Source organism: Lysobacter sp. CCNWLW3 (genome assembly GCF_036697405.1).
Taxonomy (GTDB): Bacteria; Pseudomonadota; Gammaproteobacteria; order Xanthomonadales; family Xanthomonadaceae; genus Lysobacter.
Window position 1 is genome coordinate 1 of record NZ_JBAHWA010000020.1, and the last position, 18,150, is coordinate 18,150.

Annotated in this window: 15 protein-coding genes; 13 read left to right on the forward strand and 2 right to left on the reverse strand. The window is 69.2% G+C overall.

Features of this window, described 5'->3' with window-relative positions; all coding sequences use genetic code 11:
* Nucleotides 1–205: 205 nt before the first annotated feature.
* Complete coding sequence (locus V1318_RS19415) at nucleotides 206–1,174, reverse strand: LysR family transcriptional regulator (RefSeq protein WP_332941411.1); 969 nt, start codon at nucleotides 1,172–1,174, stop codon at nucleotides 206–208.
* Nucleotides 1,175–1,295: 121 nt separating this feature from the next.
* On the opposite strand from V1318_RS19415, the gene aceB reads away from it, so the two are divergent.
* From aceB to V1318_RS19435, 4 genes are all read left to right on the forward strand, one after another.
* Nucleotides 1,296–2,906: a malate synthase A gene (gene aceB, locus V1318_RS19420; RefSeq protein ID WP_332941413.1), complete on the forward strand. Its 1,611-nt coding sequence runs from the start codon at nucleotides 1,296–1,298 to the stop codon at nucleotides 2,904–2,906.
* 192 nt (nucleotides 2,907–3,098) lie between these two features.
* Complete coding sequence (aceA, locus tag V1318_RS19425) at nucleotides 3,099–4,397, forward strand: isocitrate lyase (protein ID WP_332941415.1); 1,299 nt, start codon at nucleotides 3,099–3,101, stop codon at nucleotides 4,395–4,397.
* 281 nt (nucleotides 4,398–4,678) lie between these two features.
* Entirely contained in the window at nucleotides 4,679–5,701 is a 1,023-nt protein-coding gene (locus tag V1318_RS19430; RefSeq protein ID WP_254776674.1) for a GGDEF domain-containing protein, read from the forward strand.
* A 32-nt stretch (nucleotides 5,702–5,733) separates the two neighbouring features.
* On the forward strand, nucleotides 5,734–8,370 hold the full coding sequence (locus tag V1318_RS19435) for a putative peptide modification system cyclase (RefSeq protein ID WP_332941417.1): 2,637 nt from the start codon (nucleotides 5,734–5,736) through the stop codon (nucleotides 8,368–8,370).
* On the opposite strand, the gene V1318_RS19440 is transcribed toward V1318_RS19435, so the two are convergent.
* Nucleotides 8,322–8,651: an NHLP-related RiPP peptide gene (locus V1318_RS19440; RefSeq protein WP_332941418.1), complete on the reverse strand. Its 330-nt coding sequence runs from the start codon at nucleotides 8,649–8,651 to the stop codon at nucleotides 8,322–8,324. The two genes, V1318_RS19435 and V1318_RS19440, sit on opposite strands and share 49 nt — an antisense overlap.
* 112 nt (nucleotides 8,652–8,763) lie before the next feature.
* Here V1318_RS19440 and V1318_RS19445 point away from each other — a divergent pair, with 112 nt between their 5' ends.
* From V1318_RS19445 to V1318_RS19485, 9 genes are all read left to right on the forward strand, one after another.
* A complete protein-coding gene (locus V1318_RS19445; RefSeq protein ID WP_332941420.1) occupies nucleotides 8,764–9,930 on the forward strand; it encodes a putative peptide maturation dehydrogenase in 1,167 nt (388 codons plus the stop codon).
* 343 nt (nucleotides 9,931–10,273) lie between these two features.
* The gene (locus V1318_RS19450) at nucleotides 10,274–10,720 is read left to right on the forward strand and encodes a hypothetical protein (RefSeq protein ID WP_332941422.1); all 447 of its coding nucleotides are present in this window, start codon (nucleotides 10,274–10,276) and stop codon (nucleotides 10,718–10,720) included.
* 39 nt (nucleotides 10,721–10,759) lie between these two features.
* Complete coding sequence (locus V1318_RS19455) at nucleotides 10,760–11,239, forward strand: hypothetical protein (protein WP_332941424.1); 480 nt, start codon at nucleotides 10,760–10,762, stop codon at nucleotides 11,237–11,239.
* A gap of 135 nt (nucleotides 11,240–11,374) precedes the next feature.
* A complete protein-coding gene (locus tag V1318_RS19460) occupies nucleotides 11,375–11,845 on the forward strand; it encodes a hypothetical protein (RefSeq protein ID WP_332941426.1) in 471 nt (156 codons plus the stop codon).
* Nucleotides 11,846–12,032: 187 nt separating this feature from the next.
* The gene (locus V1318_RS19465) at nucleotides 12,033–12,488 is read left to right on the forward strand and encodes a hypothetical protein (RefSeq protein WP_332941428.1); all 456 of its coding nucleotides are present in this window, start codon (nucleotides 12,033–12,035) and stop codon (nucleotides 12,486–12,488) included.
* Between the two features lie 333 nt (nucleotides 12,489–12,821).
* Nucleotides 12,822–13,298, forward strand: coding sequence for a hypothetical protein (locus V1318_RS19470; RefSeq protein WP_332941430.1), 477 nt, complete (start codon nucleotides 12,822–12,824; stop codon nucleotides 13,296–13,298).
* 300 nt (nucleotides 13,299–13,598) lie between these two features.
* The gene (locus V1318_RS19475) at nucleotides 13,599–14,738 is read left to right on the forward strand and encodes an efflux RND transporter periplasmic adaptor subunit (protein WP_332941431.1); all 1,140 of its coding nucleotides are present in this window, start codon (nucleotides 13,599–13,601) and stop codon (nucleotides 14,736–14,738) included.
* Nucleotides 14,735–17,836 (forward strand): efflux RND transporter permease subunit, encoded by a 3,102-nt coding sequence (locus V1318_RS19480; protein WP_332941432.1) that lies wholly within the window; start codon nucleotides 14,735–14,737, stop codon nucleotides 17,834–17,836. Before V1318_RS19475 ends, V1318_RS19480 begins: the two co-directional genes overlap by 4 nt.
* Before the next feature lie 102 nt (nucleotides 17,837–17,938).
* The gene (locus tag V1318_RS19485; protein WP_332941433.1) at nucleotides 17,939–18,142 is read left to right on the forward strand and encodes a hypothetical protein; all 204 of its coding nucleotides are present in this window, start codon (nucleotides 17,939–17,941) and stop codon (nucleotides 18,140–18,142) included.
* Nucleotides 18,143–18,150 lie beyond the last annotated feature (8 nt).

Sequence of the window (18,150 nt, forward strand, 5' to 3'; positions counted from 1 at the left end):
TCGCGTGGGTGCGGGGCTATGGATTCCAATGCCGGGGCAACGGCAACGGCAACGGCAACGGCAACGGCAACGGCAACAGCAACAGCAACAGCAACGCGGCTGCGGGCGTGCTGCCTTGAACGGCGGCGGCCGTAGGATGTGGTGAGCCGCAGGCGAACCGCATCGTCGCGTCGTGCGGACGGGCCTGCGCCCGCGACCGACGCGCTCAGCGATCCGATTGCCCGGTGGCGTAATAGTCGCCGCGGAAGAACAGGTCCGGCTGGATCAGCTCGGTGAACGCGCGCGCTTGCGGCGACAGGTATTTGCCCTTGCGCACCACCACGCCGTAACTGCGCGAGGGGAAGTAGTCGGCCAGCGAGCGCGCGGACAGGCGCGAGCGGTCGGCGTCGGTCAGGCAAATCGCGGTGACGATGCTGATGCCCAGGCCCATCGCCACGTACTGCTTGATCACCTCCCAGCCGCCGACCTCCAGCGCGACCGTGTAGGGCACGCGGTTCTGCTGGAACACCAGGTCGACCATGCGGTAGGTGGTCAGGCGCTGCGGCGGCAGGATCAGGCCGTAGGGCGAGAGGTCCTGCAGGCTCAGGTCGGGCTTGTGCGCCAGGGGGTGGTCGCGCGGGGTGATCAGCATCGGCTCGAAGCGGTAGACCGGCGCATAGCTGAGGTCGCCGGGCACGTCGAGCATCGAGCCCACCGCCAGGTCGACCGCGTCGGAGCGCAGCAGGTCCAGGCCGCCGGCGCCGGTGACGTTGTGCAGGCTCAGGCGCACGTCCGGGTGCGCGGCGCGGAAGGCTTCGACGATCTTGGGCAGCAGGTAAAGGATGGTCGAGCTGCCGGCGGCGACGTTGAGCTCGCCGCCGTCCAGCCCGCGCACGCGCTCGCGGAAGGCGCCGTCCAGGCCGTCCAGGCCCTCGACCAGGGGCCGGGCCAGCTCGTACAGCTCCTGGCCCTCGCGGGTCAGGCTCAGGCGGCGGCCGCTGCGCTCGAGCAGGCGCACTCCCAGATCGCGCTCCAAGGCCTGCAACTGCAGGGTCACCGCCGGCTGGCTCAGGTATAGCGCCTCAGCCGCGCGTGAGACCGAGCCCAGGCGGGCGGTCTGGCAGAACGCCCGCAGCGGCTTCAGGCGGTCGCCTTTGTAAGCAAATCGCGGACTTGCGGCGCGCGTCGTGGTCACGTGAAAGACATATATAAGTTTTTCAAATGATATGCATTGAAAAAACTTGATTGTCAAATACAAGACGCCAGCGCATGGTCGGAGCCCTAACGAAACACGCTACAGGCGTAGGAGCACGGGCATGTCGGCAGTGATGGCACAACGGCAGGAGTCGAACGGGATCGAGCTGACGGCCAGTCTGGCCGGGCAGGAGCAGTTGCTGACGCCGGCGGCCCTGGCCTTCCTGGCCGACCTGCACCGCCGCTTCGAGCCGGTCCGCCAGGCCCGCCTGGCCGCGCGCCGCGAGCGCCAGGCCTATTTCGACGGCGGCGGCCTGCCGGATTTCCGCGCCGACACCGCCGCGATCCGCAACGGCCAGTGGCGCGTCGCGCCGCTGCCGGCGGCCCTGCTGGATCGCCGGGTCGAGATCACCGGGCCGGTCGACCCGAAGATGGTCATCAATGCCCTGAACTCGGGTGCCAAGGTCTTCATGGCCGACTTCGAGGACAGCACCGCGCCGACCTGGGCCAACCTGCTCACCGGCCAGCGCGCGCTGAAGAAGGCCGTCGCCGGCACCCTGGACTGGATGGCCCCGGACGGCAGCAAGCATTACACCCTCAAGCCCTTCGAGCAGCAGGCGGTGCTGATGGTGAGGCCGCGCGGCTGGCACCTGGACGAGAAGCACCTGCTGATCGACGGCGCGCCGATCTCGGCCAGCCTGTTCGATCTGGGCCTGTTCGCTTTCCACAATTCGGACGTGCTCGCCGCGAAGGATCGCGGACCCTATTTCTACCTGCCCAAGCTGCAGTCGATGGAAGAGGCTCAGCTGTGGAACGAGGTGCTCGATCGGGTCGAACAGGCGCTGGGCCTGAGCCCGGGCCAGATCAAGGTCACCGTGCTGATCGAGACCCTGCCGGCGGTGTTCGAGATGGACGAGATCCTGCACGCGCTGCGCACGCGCATCGCCGGCCTCAACTGCGGCCGCTGGGATTACGTGTTCTCCTACCTCAAGACCTTCCGCGCGCACCGCGACAAGGTCCTGCCCGAGCGCGGCCAGGTGACGATGCTGCAGCCGTTCCTGCGCGCGTATTCGGAACTGTTGATCCAGACCTGCCACAAGCGCGGCGCCCACGCGATGGGCGGCATGGCCGCGCAGATCCCGATCAGCGGCGACGAGGCCGCCAACGAGGCCGCGCTGGCCAAGGTGCGCGCCGACAAGCTGCGCGAGGTCACCGCCGGCCACGACGGCACCTGGGTCGCGCACCCGGCGCTGATTCCGCTGGCGATGCGCATCTTCGACGAGCGCATGCCCGGCCCGCACCAGCAGCACGTGCTGCGCGACGACGTGCTGGTGATCCGCGACGACCTGATCAAGCCCTCGCTGGGCACGATCACGCGCGCCGGTTTCGAAGGCAATGTCGAAGTCTGCGTGCGCTACCTCGCGGCCTGGCTGGACGGCAACGGCTGCGTGCCCATCCATTGGCTGATGGAGGACGCGGCCACCGCCGAGATCGCGCGCACCCAGCTGTGGCAATGGTTGCACGCCTCGGGCCTGCACCTGGACGACGGCACGCCGGTCGATTTCGCCCTGCTCGAACGCGCCCTGATCGGCCTGCCCAGCAAGCTGGCCGAACGCATGAACCTGCCCGGCGCCGCGCGCCTGGGCGAGGCCATCGCGATGCTCGACCAGCTCACCCACGCCGACACGCTGGAGGAGTTCTTGACTCTGCCGGCCTACCAACGCATCGACTGAACCGCCCGCCCGCCTTGGCGGCGCCTGTGGGAGCGGCGTAAGCCGCGATCGAACCCCGCCCACCGACGCAACTGCGCCGGACGGCGATCGCGGTTTACGCCGCTCCCACAGAAAGCGGTTCGCGCCGCTCCACGTATCGCATCTCCCTCTCTCTCGCGCCTCACCCCACGACCCCACGCAAGGAACGAAGTCATGAGCCAGACCCTGCCGACCGCCGAGCAACTCCGCAACGACTGGGCCAGCAATCCGCGCTGGGCCGGCATCACCCGGCCGTATTCGGCCGAAGACGTGGTGCGGCTGCGCGGCACGGTCGCGGTCGAGCACAGCATCGCCAAGCTGGGCGCGGCCAAGCTATGGAACTCGCTGAACACCGAAGACTTCGTCAACGCGCTGGGCGCGCTGACCGGCAACCAGGCCATGCAGCAGGTCAAGGCCGGCCTCAAGGCGATCTACCTGTCGGGCTGGCAGGTCGCCGCCGACGCCAACATCGCCGGCGAGATGTACCCCGACCAGTCGCTGTACCCGGCCAACTCGGTGCCGCAGGTCGTGCGCCGGATCAACAACACCCTGCTGCGCGCCGACCAGATCCAGTGCGCCGAGGGAACCGGCGACATCGACTTCCTGCAGCCGATCGTGGCCGACGCCGAAGCCGGCTTCGGCGGCGTGCTCAACGCCTTCGAACTGATGAAGGGCATGATCGAGGCCGGCGCCTCCGGCGTGCATTTCGAGGACCAGCTGGCCTCGGTCAAGAAGTGCGGCCACATGGGCGGCAAGGTCCTGGTGCCGACCCGCGAGGCGGTCGAGAAGCTGGTCGCCGCGCGCCTGGCCGCCGACGTGATGGGCGTGCCGACCCTGATCGTGGCGCGCACCGACGCCGAAGCCGCCGACCTGCTGACCGCCGACATCGATCCCAACGACCAGCCCTTCACCACCGGCGAGCGCACCGCCGAGGGCTTCTACAAGACCCGCAACGGCCTGGACCAGGCGATCAGCCGCGGCCTGGCCTACGCGCCCTACGCCGACCTGGTCTGGTGCGAGACCGGCAAGCCGGACCTGGAGTTCGCGCGCAAGTTCGCCGAAGCCATCCACGCCAAGTTCCCGGGCAAGCTGCTGGCCTACAACTGCTCGCCCAGCTTCAACTGGAAGAAGAACCTGGACGACGCCACGATCGCCAGGTTCCAGAAGGAGATCGCCGGCTACGGCTACAAGTTCCAGTTCATCACCCTGGCCGGCTTCCACAGCCTGAACTACGGCATGTTCAACCTCGCCCACGGCTACGCGCGCCGGCAGATGAGCGCCTTCGTGGAACTGCAGGAGGCCGAGTTCGCCGCCGCCGAAAAGGGCTTCACCGCGGTCAAGCACCAGCGCGAGGTCGGCACCGGCTACTTCGACGCGGTCACCCAGACCATCCAGGGCGGCCAGTCCTCGACCGTCGCGCTCAAGGGTTCGACCGAGGAAGAGCAGTTCCAGCAGGCCAAGGCCGCTGCCTGAATGCGGGCCGCGCGGTGCGACCGGCGAGGGCCGGGCGCGTCGCGGCGGTTGCGGCCCTAAGCCGCCGCGGCGGTGCCCCTGCCGACCACGCCTCTGCGCGGGGCAGGGGCGGATCCCGGATGCCCTCGAGCTCGCCCTCCGACCGGCGGCGACGGCGATGACCGACTTCGCCCGGCCAGGGCGTTTGCTGTTCAGGTGAGGTGCTATCCTGCCTCTCCAGCCTCTGAAGGAGCCGGGGACCCGGGGGTCGTGGGATGAATCGCGATGGTGCTGCGCCGACCATGACGGGCGGTCAGTTCAATTCGGATCCGATACCGGCGCCTAACGAAGCGGCGACGGCAGCGCTTAGCCAAGCGGAATTCGAACTGTTCGCCGAACTCGGCCGCCCGCGCCACGTCGAAGCCGGCCAGGTGCTGTTCCGCCGCGGCGAACTGGGCACCACCATGTTCGTGGTCGCGCGCGGCGCGATCGATCTGGACTTCGGCGACGACCTGGTCACCAAGCGCCTAGGGCCGCGCGAATTCTTCGGCGAGCTCGGCCTGCTGATCGGCGACCACGCGCGCAGTGCCGACGCCATTGTCGCCGGGCCGGGCCTGCTGATCGAACTGCGCCACGAGGAGTTCCAGCGCCTGGTCGATCGCAACGCCGGCCTGGTCTGCCATTTCCTGCGCCGCGCGATCATGCGCGTGGTGCTCAACGAGCAAGGCCTGATCCGGCGCCTGCGTCGTCGCAATCAGGACCTGGAAGCCGCGCTCGACAGCCTGTACGCCACCACCCACCAGCTCAACCAGACCGAAGAGCTGATCCGCACCGACGAACTCACCGGCCTGTACAACCGCCGCGGCCTGACTCTGCACCTGCAGGAAGCGCGCGCGCTGGGCATGCCGCAGACCCTGGGCCTGGTGCTGGTGGACTGCGACCGCTTCAAGCAGGTCAACGACGACCACGGCCACCTGGCCGGCGATCGCGTGCTGCAGAGCGTGGCCAACATCATGCGTTCGGTCGCCGGCCCCGACGACATCGCCTGCCGCCTGGGCGGCGACGAATTCTGCCTGCTGGTATCGGCCGGGCACGCCCACGACGTGATGCGCTTCGCCGAGTTCATCGTCGCGACCACGCAGAACCTGATGCTGATGCCGCAGTCGCCGCCGACCATCTGTCCGGTCAGCGTCGGCGCCTGCATGGTGGACCCGCGCGCGGACTGGAACGACTGGTACGCGCGCGCCGACGAAGCGCTGTACCAGGCCAAACGCAAGGGCGGGAACCGCGTGCATTGGCAAGACGCGGCTCTGGAACCGGTCTGACCGGCACGCGAACGAACAAGGATGCCGTCGCGATGAACGATGCCCACCGCCCCAATCCGGAAGCGCCGCAGCTGCGCACCCTGCTGCTGACCGACCTGTGCGATTCGACCACCCTGGTCGAGCGTCTCGGCGACGGCCCGGCGGCGGAACTGTTCCGCGAACACGACCGCCTGGTGCTGCAATTGCAGCAGCAATGGCGCGGCCGCCTGATTGACCGTTCCGACGGCCTGCTGCTGTTGTTCGAGCGCCCGATCGACGGCCTGGGCTTCGCCCTGGACTACGAACGCGGCCTGCGCGAGATCGGGCGCGAGCGCAAGCAGACCCTGCTCGCGCGCGCCGGCCTGCACGTGGGCGAAGTGCTGACCTGGCGCAACAGCGACGAGGCGGTCAAGGTCGGCGCCAAGCCGCTGGAAGTCGAAGGCCTGGCCAAGCCCATGGCCGGGCGCCTGATGGCGATGGCGCGGCCCGGCCAGATCCTGCTGTCGGCGGTGGCCGAACCGCTGGCGCACCGCGCCGCGCGCGAACTCGGCGAACGCGGCCAGCAGTTGCTGTGGAAGTCCTACGGGCGCTGGCGCTTCAAGGGCGTGCCGGACCCGCAGGAGATCTACGAAGTCGGCGAGCCCGGCATCGCGCCGCTGCGCGCGCCGCCGAACTCGCCCAAGGCCTGGCGCGACGTGCCGCTGTGGCGGCGCCCGGCCGCGCTCGCGGCCGAGGTCGCGGTGCTGGCCGCGATCGGCGTGGGCGTGTGGTTCGTGACCAAGCCGCAACCGGCGATCGCCTTCAACGAGCGCGACTGGGTGGTGGTCGGCGACCTGCGCAACCTGACCGGCCAGAGCGTGCTGGACGATTCGCTGGAGCAGGCATTCCGGATCAGCCTGGAGCAGTCGCGCTACGTCAACGTGCTGTCCGACCTCAAGGCGCGCGACACCCTGGCGCGCATGCAGCGCAAGTCCGACACCTTCCTGGACCGCTCGGTCGCGTCCGAGATCGCGCTGCGCGACGGCGCGCGCGCGGTGATCCTGCCGACGGTGGCCGAAGTCGGCGGGCGCGTGCGGGTAAGCGCCGAAGTGGTCGACCCGCACACCCAGACCACGGTCTACGCCGAATCCGTCGACGGCGTCGGCGCCGGTTCGGCGCTGGCCTCGATCGACCAGGTCACCGCCAGCCTGCGCAACAAGCTGGGCGAGGCCCTGAAGTCGATCGACAACGATTCCGCGCCGCTGCCGCAGGTGACCACCAAGAACCTCGACGCCCTGCGCTCCTACGCCTTGGGCACCAAGGCCTATGCCCGCCGCCAGTTCCCGGAAGCCCTGCAGTACTTCCAGCGCGCGCTCGAGCTGGACCCGAACTTCGCCCTCGCCCACATGGGCGTGATGCGCGTGTACGTGAGCAACGCCGACAACGCCGCCGCCAAGCCCTCGCTGACCCGCGCCCTGGCCCTGCGCGAGCACCTGCCCGCGCGCGACGCCCTGTACCTGGACGCCTGGGCGGCCGAGTTCGGCCCGCAGCCCTCGCGGCGCGCGGCGCCGAAGTGGAAGCTGCTGGCCGGCCTGTACCCGGACTATTACGCCGGCCAGAGCCGCCTGGCCTGGTTCGATTTCACTTCCGGCCGCTACGACGCCGCGCTGCGCGGCGCGCAGGCCTTCGCCGCGCCGCAGAACGCCTTGCGCGATATCGCCATGGAGCTCAAGGGTCGCGTCTACCTGGCCCAGGAGCGCCCGGCGCAGGCGCTGGAAAGCTTCAAGCAGGCCGAAACCGCCGGCCAGTACCCGCCCACGCGCCGCCATGCCGCCGCGCTGGCGACGCTGCGCCGTTACCCCGAGGCGGAAAAGGTCCTGGCCGCGCTGCCCGCCAACGACCGCAGCCTGGGCGCGCTGGTCAACGAATTCGAGCGCATCGCGATCCCGCTGGACCAGGGCCGCCTGAGCGACGCCCAGCGCAGCGCCGACCGCGCCACCGCGGCCGCGGGCGGCGCCAATCCGCTGCTGCGCTATCCCTTCGCGATCGCCGACTACTGGACCGATCTGCTGCGCGATCCCAAGTCGGTGCCGCCGGCCAAGATCGCCGCGCTGGCCGACGCCATCCTCGCCGACGCCGCCGACCCGGCCGGCGAAGCCGACCGCGACGATCTGCTGGTGATGGCCCTGGCCGCGGTGCGGCTGGGCCAGCGCAACGGCGACCGCGCGATCGGCGAGCGCCTGCTGCCGAAGCTGGGCGCGATGACCGCCGAATCCGGCCACGCCGGTGCGATCAAGTTGCTCAGCGTGGCCAAGGCCGAACAATTGCGGCTGTCCGGCAAGCCGGCCGAAGCGGCCGCGCTGCTGTCGCGCGAAGTCGACGGCAGCGAGCCGTTCCAGTTGCACGTCGCCTTGCGCGACGCGCTGCGCGACGCCGGCAAGGCCGAGGAAGCGCTGAAGCAGGACCGCTGGCTGGCCGCGCACCGCGGCCTGGCCTATATCGAGCCGCTGGGCGGCCAGGCCCTGCAATCGATGAGCGTGGCCGACGCCAGCCTGGCGCCGCTGGACGCGGCCGAACGGCTGGCCGGTCTCGGTCGCCCGGACGAAGCGCGACGGGAAGCCGAAGCCTTCCGCCGCGCCTGGGCGAGCGAGACCCTGCCGCCTTACTTGGCGCGCAGGCTGGAAGCGACGCTGCCCGCTTCGAAGCAGTGAACCACGGTGTGGGTGTCTTCCGAGGTCAGATAGCTGCGCAGCTCATCCCGCGAGGCCTGGATTTCTTCCTTCGGGGCGATATTGGCCACCATCATGCAGCTGGTGTCCGACAGCGCGGCCTCGGTCAGGGCAGGCGCCAGACCGACCCGTCCCAGTGCGGCGGCCGGATCCTGAACGAACAGCTGGCGGAAATGATCGTCGTTGCCGAGCTTGTCGAGCAGCTTGTCGGCGATCTTCGGATCCAGGGGCGGATGCCCCTTGGTGTTGTTGTCGTTGCCCATCGGTACTCCCCCTAGCAGAGCCTGTTGCGGCCCCGATAGGCGACGAATCTATCCTTGTCCCAGGTAAGGGACAACCTCAAACTCCTTAAAAAATGCGGCGCGGGAGCGAAATATGCGGGTGCGGCGTTGCGCGGTGGTGTTCTTGGAGCCGCGCGAGGAGATCGGTTTCGACCTGCAGTCCCTACTCCGCGGCGGCGCCGGGCTGTCGCGCCGGCGGCGTTGGCTGGCCTTGGCGCCGCATCTGAACGGCGAAGTCGAGATCGACGCCGAGGAACGCGAACTGCTGGGGAGGCTCAGCCCGGGCGAGTGGAGCGCCGCCGAGGACGCGCCGGCGGCCGCGCTCGCGCGCCTGCTCGAACTCGGCCTGGCGATCGCCGAGGGCGGCGCCCACGCCGAGCACCGCGAACGCGACCAGACCCTGCGCGACAACCATTGGTGGCCGGCCGCGGCGATGCTGCACCGGCACGCGCGCTGGGAGGGCGTGGACGGGGTCGCCGACATGGAGGCCAAGGAACTCACCACCATGTCCGGCCTGCGCGACAAGCTGGGCGCGCCGCCGCCGCCGGTGCGCGAGCGGGTGCCGGCGACGCAGCGGATCGCGCTGCCGGAGATCGCGCCGGGCGAGTTCGACGCCCTGCTCGCGCGCCGCGCCACCTGCCGCAATTTCGACCGCGAACGCGCCCTGCCGCAGGCCCTGTTCGCGCACATGCTGCTGCGCAGCTTCGCCGCCCAAGCGCAATTGCAGACCCACGACGACGCGATCTTCCTGAAGAAGCATTCGCCCTCCGCCGGCGGCCTGCACCCGACCGAGGCCTATCTGATCGTGCAGCGGGTCGAAGACGTCGCGCCGGGCCTTTATCACTACCACCCGGTCGCGCACGCGCTGGAACCGCTGCCGTCGCCGCCGCAGGCGCTGGCCGCGTTCGCCCTGCAGGCCCTGGCCGGCCAACATTGGTTCGCCGACGCCCCGGTGCTGGCGGTGCTGGTGCCGCGTTACGCCCGCTGCTTCTGGAAATACCGCCACCACGCCAAGGCCTATCGCGCGCTGGTGCTGGACAGCGGCCACCTTTCGCAGACCCTGTACCTGAGCGCGACCGAGCTGGGCCTGGGCGCCTTCGTGACCTGCGCGATCAACGAGGTCGACATCGAACGCGGCTTCGGCCTGGACCCGCTGCTGGAGGGGCCGCTGGCGGTGTGCGGCTTCGGCTGGCGCGCGGCCGAACTGCGCACGGCCGAGTTCGATCCCGGCGGCGCGGTCTGGTCTTCGGCGGGGCGATAGCGGGCCGGGACCGTCCGGCGGGCCGGCGTCGGCGGTGCCTGAACGGCCGACGGCCCGGGGTGCGCAGCGCGCCCGCCGCTACGCGCCCAGGCCGGTTTCTCGGCCACGGTTCGGCGCAAGGCGGGCACGGTTGATCGCACCGGCGGTGCTTCCCTGCGGAGCGGCCTGCGCAGTCGGACGGCCTGCTTCTTGGCGGATAAGCGACTGTAAATATTGATTTTTTGTGCCGGAAAGCGGGGCCGGGCGCAGCGTTGGACTGTGTTCAATTACGGTTGAAGGTCACATTTCGCGCGCGTAACGTCAGCCATTCGCAATCCAGTTATCCGCACCCAGGAGTCGAGCTATGAAGTTCCGTGTTTGGGCCTTGTCGCTGTTGCTGGTGGCCCCGCTCTCGTTCGCGTCGGTCGATCGCGGCGTGCTGCAGTTCGAATCGATCCGTTCCCAGCAGACCGAAATCCGCGCCGCGGTCCAGGCCGGCAGCGGTCGCTACAAGGACATGTCGGTGAACACCCGTGGCGAGCTGCTGGCCAAGCAGGAGCACCTGTTCCAGCTGATGCAGGGCAAGCAGTCGACCCAGGACCTCAACGAGGACCAGAAGACCGAGGTCTTCAACACCCTGGAATGGATCGAGGCCGCGATCAACAAGGCCGACGACGAGCGCATGGTCTGCGAGCGCCGCCCCGTGCTGGGCAGCACGCGCAAAGAGCGCGTGTGCAAGACCGCCGGCCAGTTGCGCGCCGAGCGCGAAGCCACCCGGGATCGCCTGGACAATCGCGAAGTACGCCAATAAACGGCGAGCGCCGCGCGCCGCGCGAGTTAGGAGCTGCCCATGAAGATGTCGATCGTGTTGACCTCGGCGCTGATGCTTTGCACCGCGTTCGCCGCCTCGGCCAATGTCGGCCGACTCAGCCAGATCCTGCAGGAACAGCGTGAGATCCGCGCCGAGTCCGAACGTTCGACCGGCGCTTATGCGCGCTTCGGCCATCAGGCCCTGGACAAGATGCAGCGCGCGCAGGACCGGATCTTCAAGCTGTTGGACGGGGTCGACTCGCTGGAGCAGCTCGACCGCGAACAGCAGACGGAGTTGTTCAACTCGCTGGAGGAAGTGAAGGCGGTGCTGGCCGAGAACGAAGGCGACCGCCAGATCTGCCGTCGCGAGCGCAAGACCGGCACCACCCTGCGCGAGACGCACTGCGCCACCGTCGCCGAGCGCGAACGGATCAGCCAGGGCGCGCGCGAATGGAAAGGCGAACCGGGCGTCTGCATGCCGCAGGCGGGCACCATCTCCTGCGGCCGGCTCCGGCCCTGAGCTAGCCTCGGGACCGCCGTGCCGCGCCCGGGGCCGTGGGGCTAGGCGTCCCCGCGCCCGCGGGCCATCGACCGCCGCCATTCTCGTCCGCTAGAGTGGCGGGGCCCGGCATGGGCGCGTGCGAGGGAGGCGGCGATGCGTTCGTTGGCGATAGGGACCTTACTGTGGGCGGCTTCCACGGCCGTCGCCGGGGAGCAGGCGCAGCGGCCGCCGCCGCCGCTGCCGATCCTTGCGATCGTGGAGCAACAGAAGCAGATCCGCGCCGACGACATCGCCCGCCGCGGGCGTTTCGGGCAACTGCCCCTGGCCACGCGCGCCGAGTTGATGACCAAGCAGGTCGAGGTCCTGAGTCTGGTCGAGGACAAGGCCAGCTCGGCCGACCTCAGCCGACGCGAGCAGGTGGAAGTGTTCAACCGGCTGGAATGGATCGAAGCCACCATCAACGACGCCGAAGAAGAACGCATGATCTGCCGCATCGAGCGGACCTTGGGCAGCAATCGCATGGTGCGCTCCTGCCGCACCGTGGCCGACGAGCGCAAGGACAAGGAAAGCGCGGGCCGCAGTCTGGACAGGCGGCCTCGCCAGGTCGGCGGTCGGGAAATCTAGATCGGGTTCCAGCGTTCGCCCTGGAGGGCAGGGCGCCAGCGTCGGCGGGAACTCGCGCGCGGATTCCGTGGTGTATTTCGAGTGTGTTGTTCGCACTCATTTTGTAGCCAGGCCGGCACTCGACAGGGCGCAGCGCTCCGGCTAGCGTGATCCGGTCCGAATGACCGGACATAGGGGAGCGAAGTTCATGCGTTGTTTGCTACTCGGGCTGTTGTTGCTGACGTCTGCGGCCGCGGCCGCCGCCGAAGGCGCTGCACGTCCGCCATTGGCGATTTCGGCCATTACGTCCCAACAGAAGCAGATCCGCGAGGACGTGATCGCCCAGCGCGGGCGTTACAAGGACATGCCCGCTGCGACCCGCGTGGACTTGCTGTCCAAGCAGGCCGAGGTGCTGGCCATGGTCGAGGGCAAGACCTCGTCCAGCGATCTCAGCGAACACGAACAAGTGGAAGTGTTCAATCGCTTGGAATGGATCGAGGCGGCAATCAACAACGCCGAAGACGAGCGCATGGTGTGCAGGCGCGAAAAAGCGCTCGGCAGCACCCGGTTGACCCGAGTCTGCCGGACAGTGGCCCAGGAACGCGCAGCCCGCGAAGCCGCTCGCGACGAACTGGACCACGGCGACATCCAGAACCGGCGCTGACGCCGGGCGAGCTGACGGGCGACGAATGGCGCCCGTCCAGCCGCCGCGAAGATGCCGTCCCGCGGCGCCCCTGCAACAGGCCGCTGCAGGTCGACCGGCACGCCTCGTCCGGCCATTGCGATGGCTTGCGCCGATCGCGCCCGCTGTGCGGTCGATTTCCGACATACGGTGGCATGCCGCGTTGTAGGCGCGCGCGCGGCGAGTTAGTGTCCGGCCAGGGGCTGGAGAGGGCCGCGACGCTCGCCGATCGCGCCGGCAGACCCCGATCCTGTCGGTTCCGGCCGGTTCGGCCCGGGCCGCTGTCGCTCACGTTCCAGTACCGGAGGCGTCGTCATGAAACCCGTAGTGCTGTGCATCTTGCTGGCCCTGACCGCGGGCTCCGCGTGGGCGGCCGAAACCGTCGCCGCCGACGGCCGCGATCGCTTGCAGGTCGTGCTGGAGCAACAACGCGCGATCCAGGCCGATCTCGACGATGGCGGCATCGACGGCCTCAGCCCGCGCCAGGCCAATGCGATCCGCAAGGCGCAAAAGGAAGTCTTCGCCGTCGCCGAGGGCAAGCAAACCCTGGATCAGCTGTCGATGGACGACAAGATCCGTCTTGAGAACGCGCTCGAACGCATCAACGCCGAGATCGTCGACACGCGTACCGCGCACGACGACCAGGACGTGTGCTGGCGCGAGCGCGTCAGCGGTACCGGCATGAAGAAGACCCGTTGCGGTACCCGCGCGGAGATGCGCGAGGCCCGCGAGGGCGCACGCGACTATCTCGAACGCCCCAAGGTCTGCGGCAGGGACTGCGCGGGCCCGTAATCCGCGCCCCCGGGGACGCGTCCGCGGACGCGCCCCGGCCCGCACCGCCGCAAGCGCGCGCAGCACGCGCTGCCGTCGCCGGTGCTTCGTTCCCGATCGCCGGAAATCGCCGGCGCCCCGAGGCCTTGCGCGAAGCGTCAGCTTCGTTAACGCGGGCGGACCTGCGGCGGGCGTCGCGCATAGCGCGCGACATTTCCACGACATGCGCATCCCATCATGGCCCCGACCCGGCATCACACGGGCCGATGCGCCGCTGTAGCCGCGGATTGTCGTAACCGAGGTTCAAGGAATCCCTCCAGCATGAAGCACCGTCGAATCGCTCTGACCGGAGCGGCGATCGTAGCCCTTGCGCTCGTGCTGATCGGCTTGGGCACCCGCGATGAGGGGCGGGCGCTGGCGAACGCGGCTCCGGCGCCGGTCCTGTCGGTTGCGCTGACGCGCGCCCGGATGTCGTCGCTGCCGATCCGCGTGCCGGCGACGGGCAATGTCGTCGCATGGCAGGAGGCCAGCGTGGGCGCCGAAGGCGACGGCCTGCGGCTGACCGAGGTGCGGGTCAATGTCGGCGACAGCGTGAAACGTGGCCAGGTGCTGGCCTTGTTCGATGCCGGCATCGTCGAGGCCGAACTCGCCGAGGCCGCGGCGGCGGTCGCCAAAGCCGAAGCGGAGCGCTCGGAAGCTCAGGCCAACGCGCAGCGCGCGAGGGACCTGGACCGCACCGGCGCCATGTCCTCGCAGCAGATCCACCAGTATCTGGTCGCCGCGATGACGGCGCAGGCGCAAGTGAACGCGGCGCGCGCGATCGAGCAGCGGCACCGATTGCGGCTGCGGCAGACGCGGGTGCTGGCTCCCGGTAACGGGGTGATCACGTCACGTATCGCGACGGTAGGCGCGGTGGTGCCCGCCGGGCAGGAGCTGTTTCGCCTGATCAGGGACGGCCGGCTGGAATGGCGCGCGCAAGTCGCACTGTCGGACATGCAGGAACTCAACATGGGACAGCGCGTGAGCATCGCGGTCCAGGGCCATCCGCCGATTCCGGGCCGCCTGCGCATGGTGGCGCCGGTGGTCGATACCGAAACCCGCAACGGATCGATCTATGTGGACATTTCGCCCGGCAGCGGCGTACGCGCGGGCTCGTTCGCGCGGGGCTACGTCGAGGTGGGCGAAGCGCCGGCGTTGACCGTCGCCGACAGCGCGGTACTGCTGCGCGACGGATTCCACTACGTGATGCGGGTCGGGCCGAAGTCGAACGTGATGATGACCAAGGTCGCCGTCGGAAGACGCATCGGCGAGCGCATCGAGATCCGTTCGGGGCTGTCGGCGTCCGACGCGATCATCGCTTCGGGCTTGAGCTTCCTGAGCGAGGGGGACACGGTACGGGTGGTGGCGCCTGACCAAGGCCCGCGCGCGGGTTCGGCGGCGCCGACGGCGCGCACGCCATGAACCTCAACGTCTCGTCCTGGTCGATCCGTAACCCGGTCGCCATCACGCTGCTGTTCATCCTGCTGAGCCTGGCCGGCTGGTGGGGCTTCATGGCGATGAAGGTGCAGGACTTTCCGGACATCGACTTCCCCATCGTCACCGTGACCGCGGCATTGCCGGGCGCTTCGCCGCCGCAGCTGGAAAGCGATGTCGCCCGCAAAATCGAGGATGCGCTGGCCAACATCCAGGGCATCAAGCACATCAAGGGCGCGCTGACCGACGGCGTCGCCACCGTCACCGCCGAGTTCCATCTGGGCAAGCCGGTCCAGGACGCCATGGACGAGGTGCGCGACGCGGTCTCCAGCATCCGCGCCGATCTGCCCGCCGATCTGCAGGATCCGGTGATCAGGAAGGTCGAGCTGGCGAGCAAGCCAGTGCTGAGCTACAGCCTGTCCTCGTCGCGCCTGGACGAGGAGGCGCTGTCCTGGTTCGTCGACAGTCAGGTCAGCCGGCGCCTGCTGGCCCAGCCCGGCGTCGGCGCGGTGTCCCGCGTCGGCGGCGTCGACCGCGAGGTGCGCGTCGAACTCCATCCGGACCGCTTGCTGGCGCTGAACACCACGGCAGCGGACGTATCGCGGCAACTGCGCGAGTTCCAGCAGGATGCGTCGGGAGGGCGCGTGGCTATCGGCGGCGCCGAACAGTCGGTGCGCACCATCGCGACCGTGCAGTCGGCGGACCAGATCGCGAGCTTGCACCTGTCCCTGTCCGACGGACGCCGGATACGCCTGGATCAGGTCGCCTCGGTGTCGGACACCACGGCCGAGCGGCGTTCCGCGGCCCTGATGGACGGCAAGCCGGTGGTGGCGTTCGACGTGCTGCGCGCACGCGGCGCCAGCGAGATCGAGGTCGCCGAATCGACGCGTGCGACCATCGACGCGCTGCGGTCCGCGCATCCCGAAATCGCGTTCGCGGAGGCCGTCGACTACGTCGATCCCATCGCCGAGAACTACCGGGGCTCGATGATGCTGCTGTTCGAGGGCGCCGCGCTCGCGGTGCTGGTGGTGTTCTTCTTCCTGCGCGACTGGCGCGCCACCCTGATAGGCGCCGTCGCGCTTCCGCTCTCGGCGGTTCCGACCTTCGCCGTGATGCACCTCATGGGCTTCACTCTCAACACGGTGTCGCTGCTGTCGCTGTCGCTGGTGATCGGCGTGCTGGTGGACGATGCGATCGTCGAGATCGAGAACATCGAGCGCCACCTGCTGATGGGCAAGGCGCCGTTCCGAGCCGCCGACGAGGCGGCCGACGAGATCGGGCTGGCGGTGGTGGCCACGACCTTCACCCTGGTGGCGGTGTTCCTGCCGACTTCGCTGATGAGCGGGGTGGTCGGCAAGTACTTCGTCCAGTTCGGTTGGACCGCGGCGATCGCCGTGTTCTTCTCGCTGGTGGTCGCGCGCATGCTGACCCCGACGATGGCGGCCTATCTGCTGAAGGCGCCCAGCGCGCGGCGCAAGAAGCCGAAATGGATCGCGAGCTACCTGCGAGCGGTGCGCTTCTGCCTGGGCCATCGCGCGGTCACCCTGGGTGCCGCCGCGATGCTGGTCTGCGGCGGATTGGCGATCGCCGCGACCCTGCCCGGCGAGTTCATCCCCGCCGACGACGGCAATCAGACCCAGGCGACTCTGTCGCTGTCGCCCGGCAGCAAGCTGCGCGACACCCTGGCGATGGCCGAGCGCGCACGCGCGCTGATCGGCGCGCATCCGCAGGTGAAATCCGTCTACACGGCGGTCGGTCGCGCCAGCGCTTCAGGCGGCCCGGACGAGTCGGATGCGCCCGCGGCCAGCATCACCACCGCCGTCCTCACTGCCAATCTGGTGGACCGCGGCGAGCGCGATGGCCTGACCCGTCAGGACATCGAGGCCCGGCTGCGCCAGGATCTGCAGCGTCTGCCGGGCGTGCGCATCGCCGTCGGCGCCGGCGGCGACGAAGGCTACCAACTGGTACTGGCATCGGAAGACGGACCGCTGCTGGCGCGGCAGGCGGGTATCGTCGAGCGCGAACTGCGCAGCATCCCGGGGATCGGAGCGGTCACCTCGTCGGCCAGCCTGGTGAGGCCCGAGCTGGTGGTTCGGCCCGATTTCGCGCGCGCTGCGGACCTGGGGGTGACTTCGGCGGCGATCGCCGAGACCCTGCGCATCGCGACCTCCGGCGACTACAGCCAGGCCTTGGCCAAATTGAATCTGAGCGAGCGCCAGGTCCCGCTGGTGGTGAGGCTGGCCGACAGCGGCCGCGACGACCTGGATACGCTGCGGCGCCTGCCGGTGCCGGGCGCCCGCGGCGCGGTGCCACTGGAGAGCGTGGCGGACCTGCGCATCCTGAGCGGGCCATCCGAAGTCGCTCGTTACGATCGAATGCGCAACGTCACGCTCAAGGTCGAACTCAATGGCCGTCCATTGGGCGAAGTCGAGGACGCGGCGGCCGCGCTCCCCGGCCTGCGCGCGCTTCCGCGCGGTGTGACGCAGACGGCCGCCGGCGACGCGGAGGCGATGGGAGAGCTCGCCAGCGGCTTCGCCCTGGCCATGCTCGCCGGCGTGCTGTGCGTGTACATGGTGCTGGTGCTGCTGCTGAAGGATTTCGCCCAACCCATGGCCGTGCTGGCGGCCCTGGGGCTGTCGATCCCGGGCGCGTTCCTGGCGCTGTCCGTCACCGGGTCCAGCCTGTCGATGCCGTCCATGATCGGTCTGATCATGCTGATGGGAATCTCGACCAAGAATTCCATCCTGTTGGTCGACTACATCGTGCTCGCCCGCCGCGAGCATGGTCTGAACCGGCGCCGCGCCATCGTCGACGCTTGCCGCAAGCGGGCCCGGCCGATCGTCATGACCACGATCGCCATGGGCGCCGGCATGTTGCCCATCGCCCTGGGCCTCGGCGCCGATCCCAGTTTTCGCGCGCCCATGGCGATCGTCGTGATCGGCGGGCTGATGACGTCCACGGTGCTGTGCCTGCTGGCGATACCGGTGGTCTACAGCTACGTCGACGACGGTATCGAGTGGATCCGCGGCCTGCGCCGTGGAGGGCCGGCGACCGCGGCGATCCGCGCTTCCCAAGCCGGTGCTTGAGCGGACCGCCCAGGATGGCTGCGCAGAACACCCCTGGAGGATGCGTGGACCGTTTCGCCGGCTTCACTTGGCATCGCGTCGCAGCGGGAGGTCGCGACCCGTATGAAATCGAAGAAGCAAACGCTCCGCGTCTGGTTGAAGGCCGTTCTGAAAATTCTGGCGGTTTTATCGGCCTTTGCGCCGCTTCACGCCATGCTAAATTGGATGGAGTGGACAGGGATCGCGACGATCCATCGGGTTGCGGCGATGCGCGAGCCGCGGAGCCGTTTCTCAATTTGTTGGGCGATACAGGCGGGCCGGCCGTGAGCAAGGAA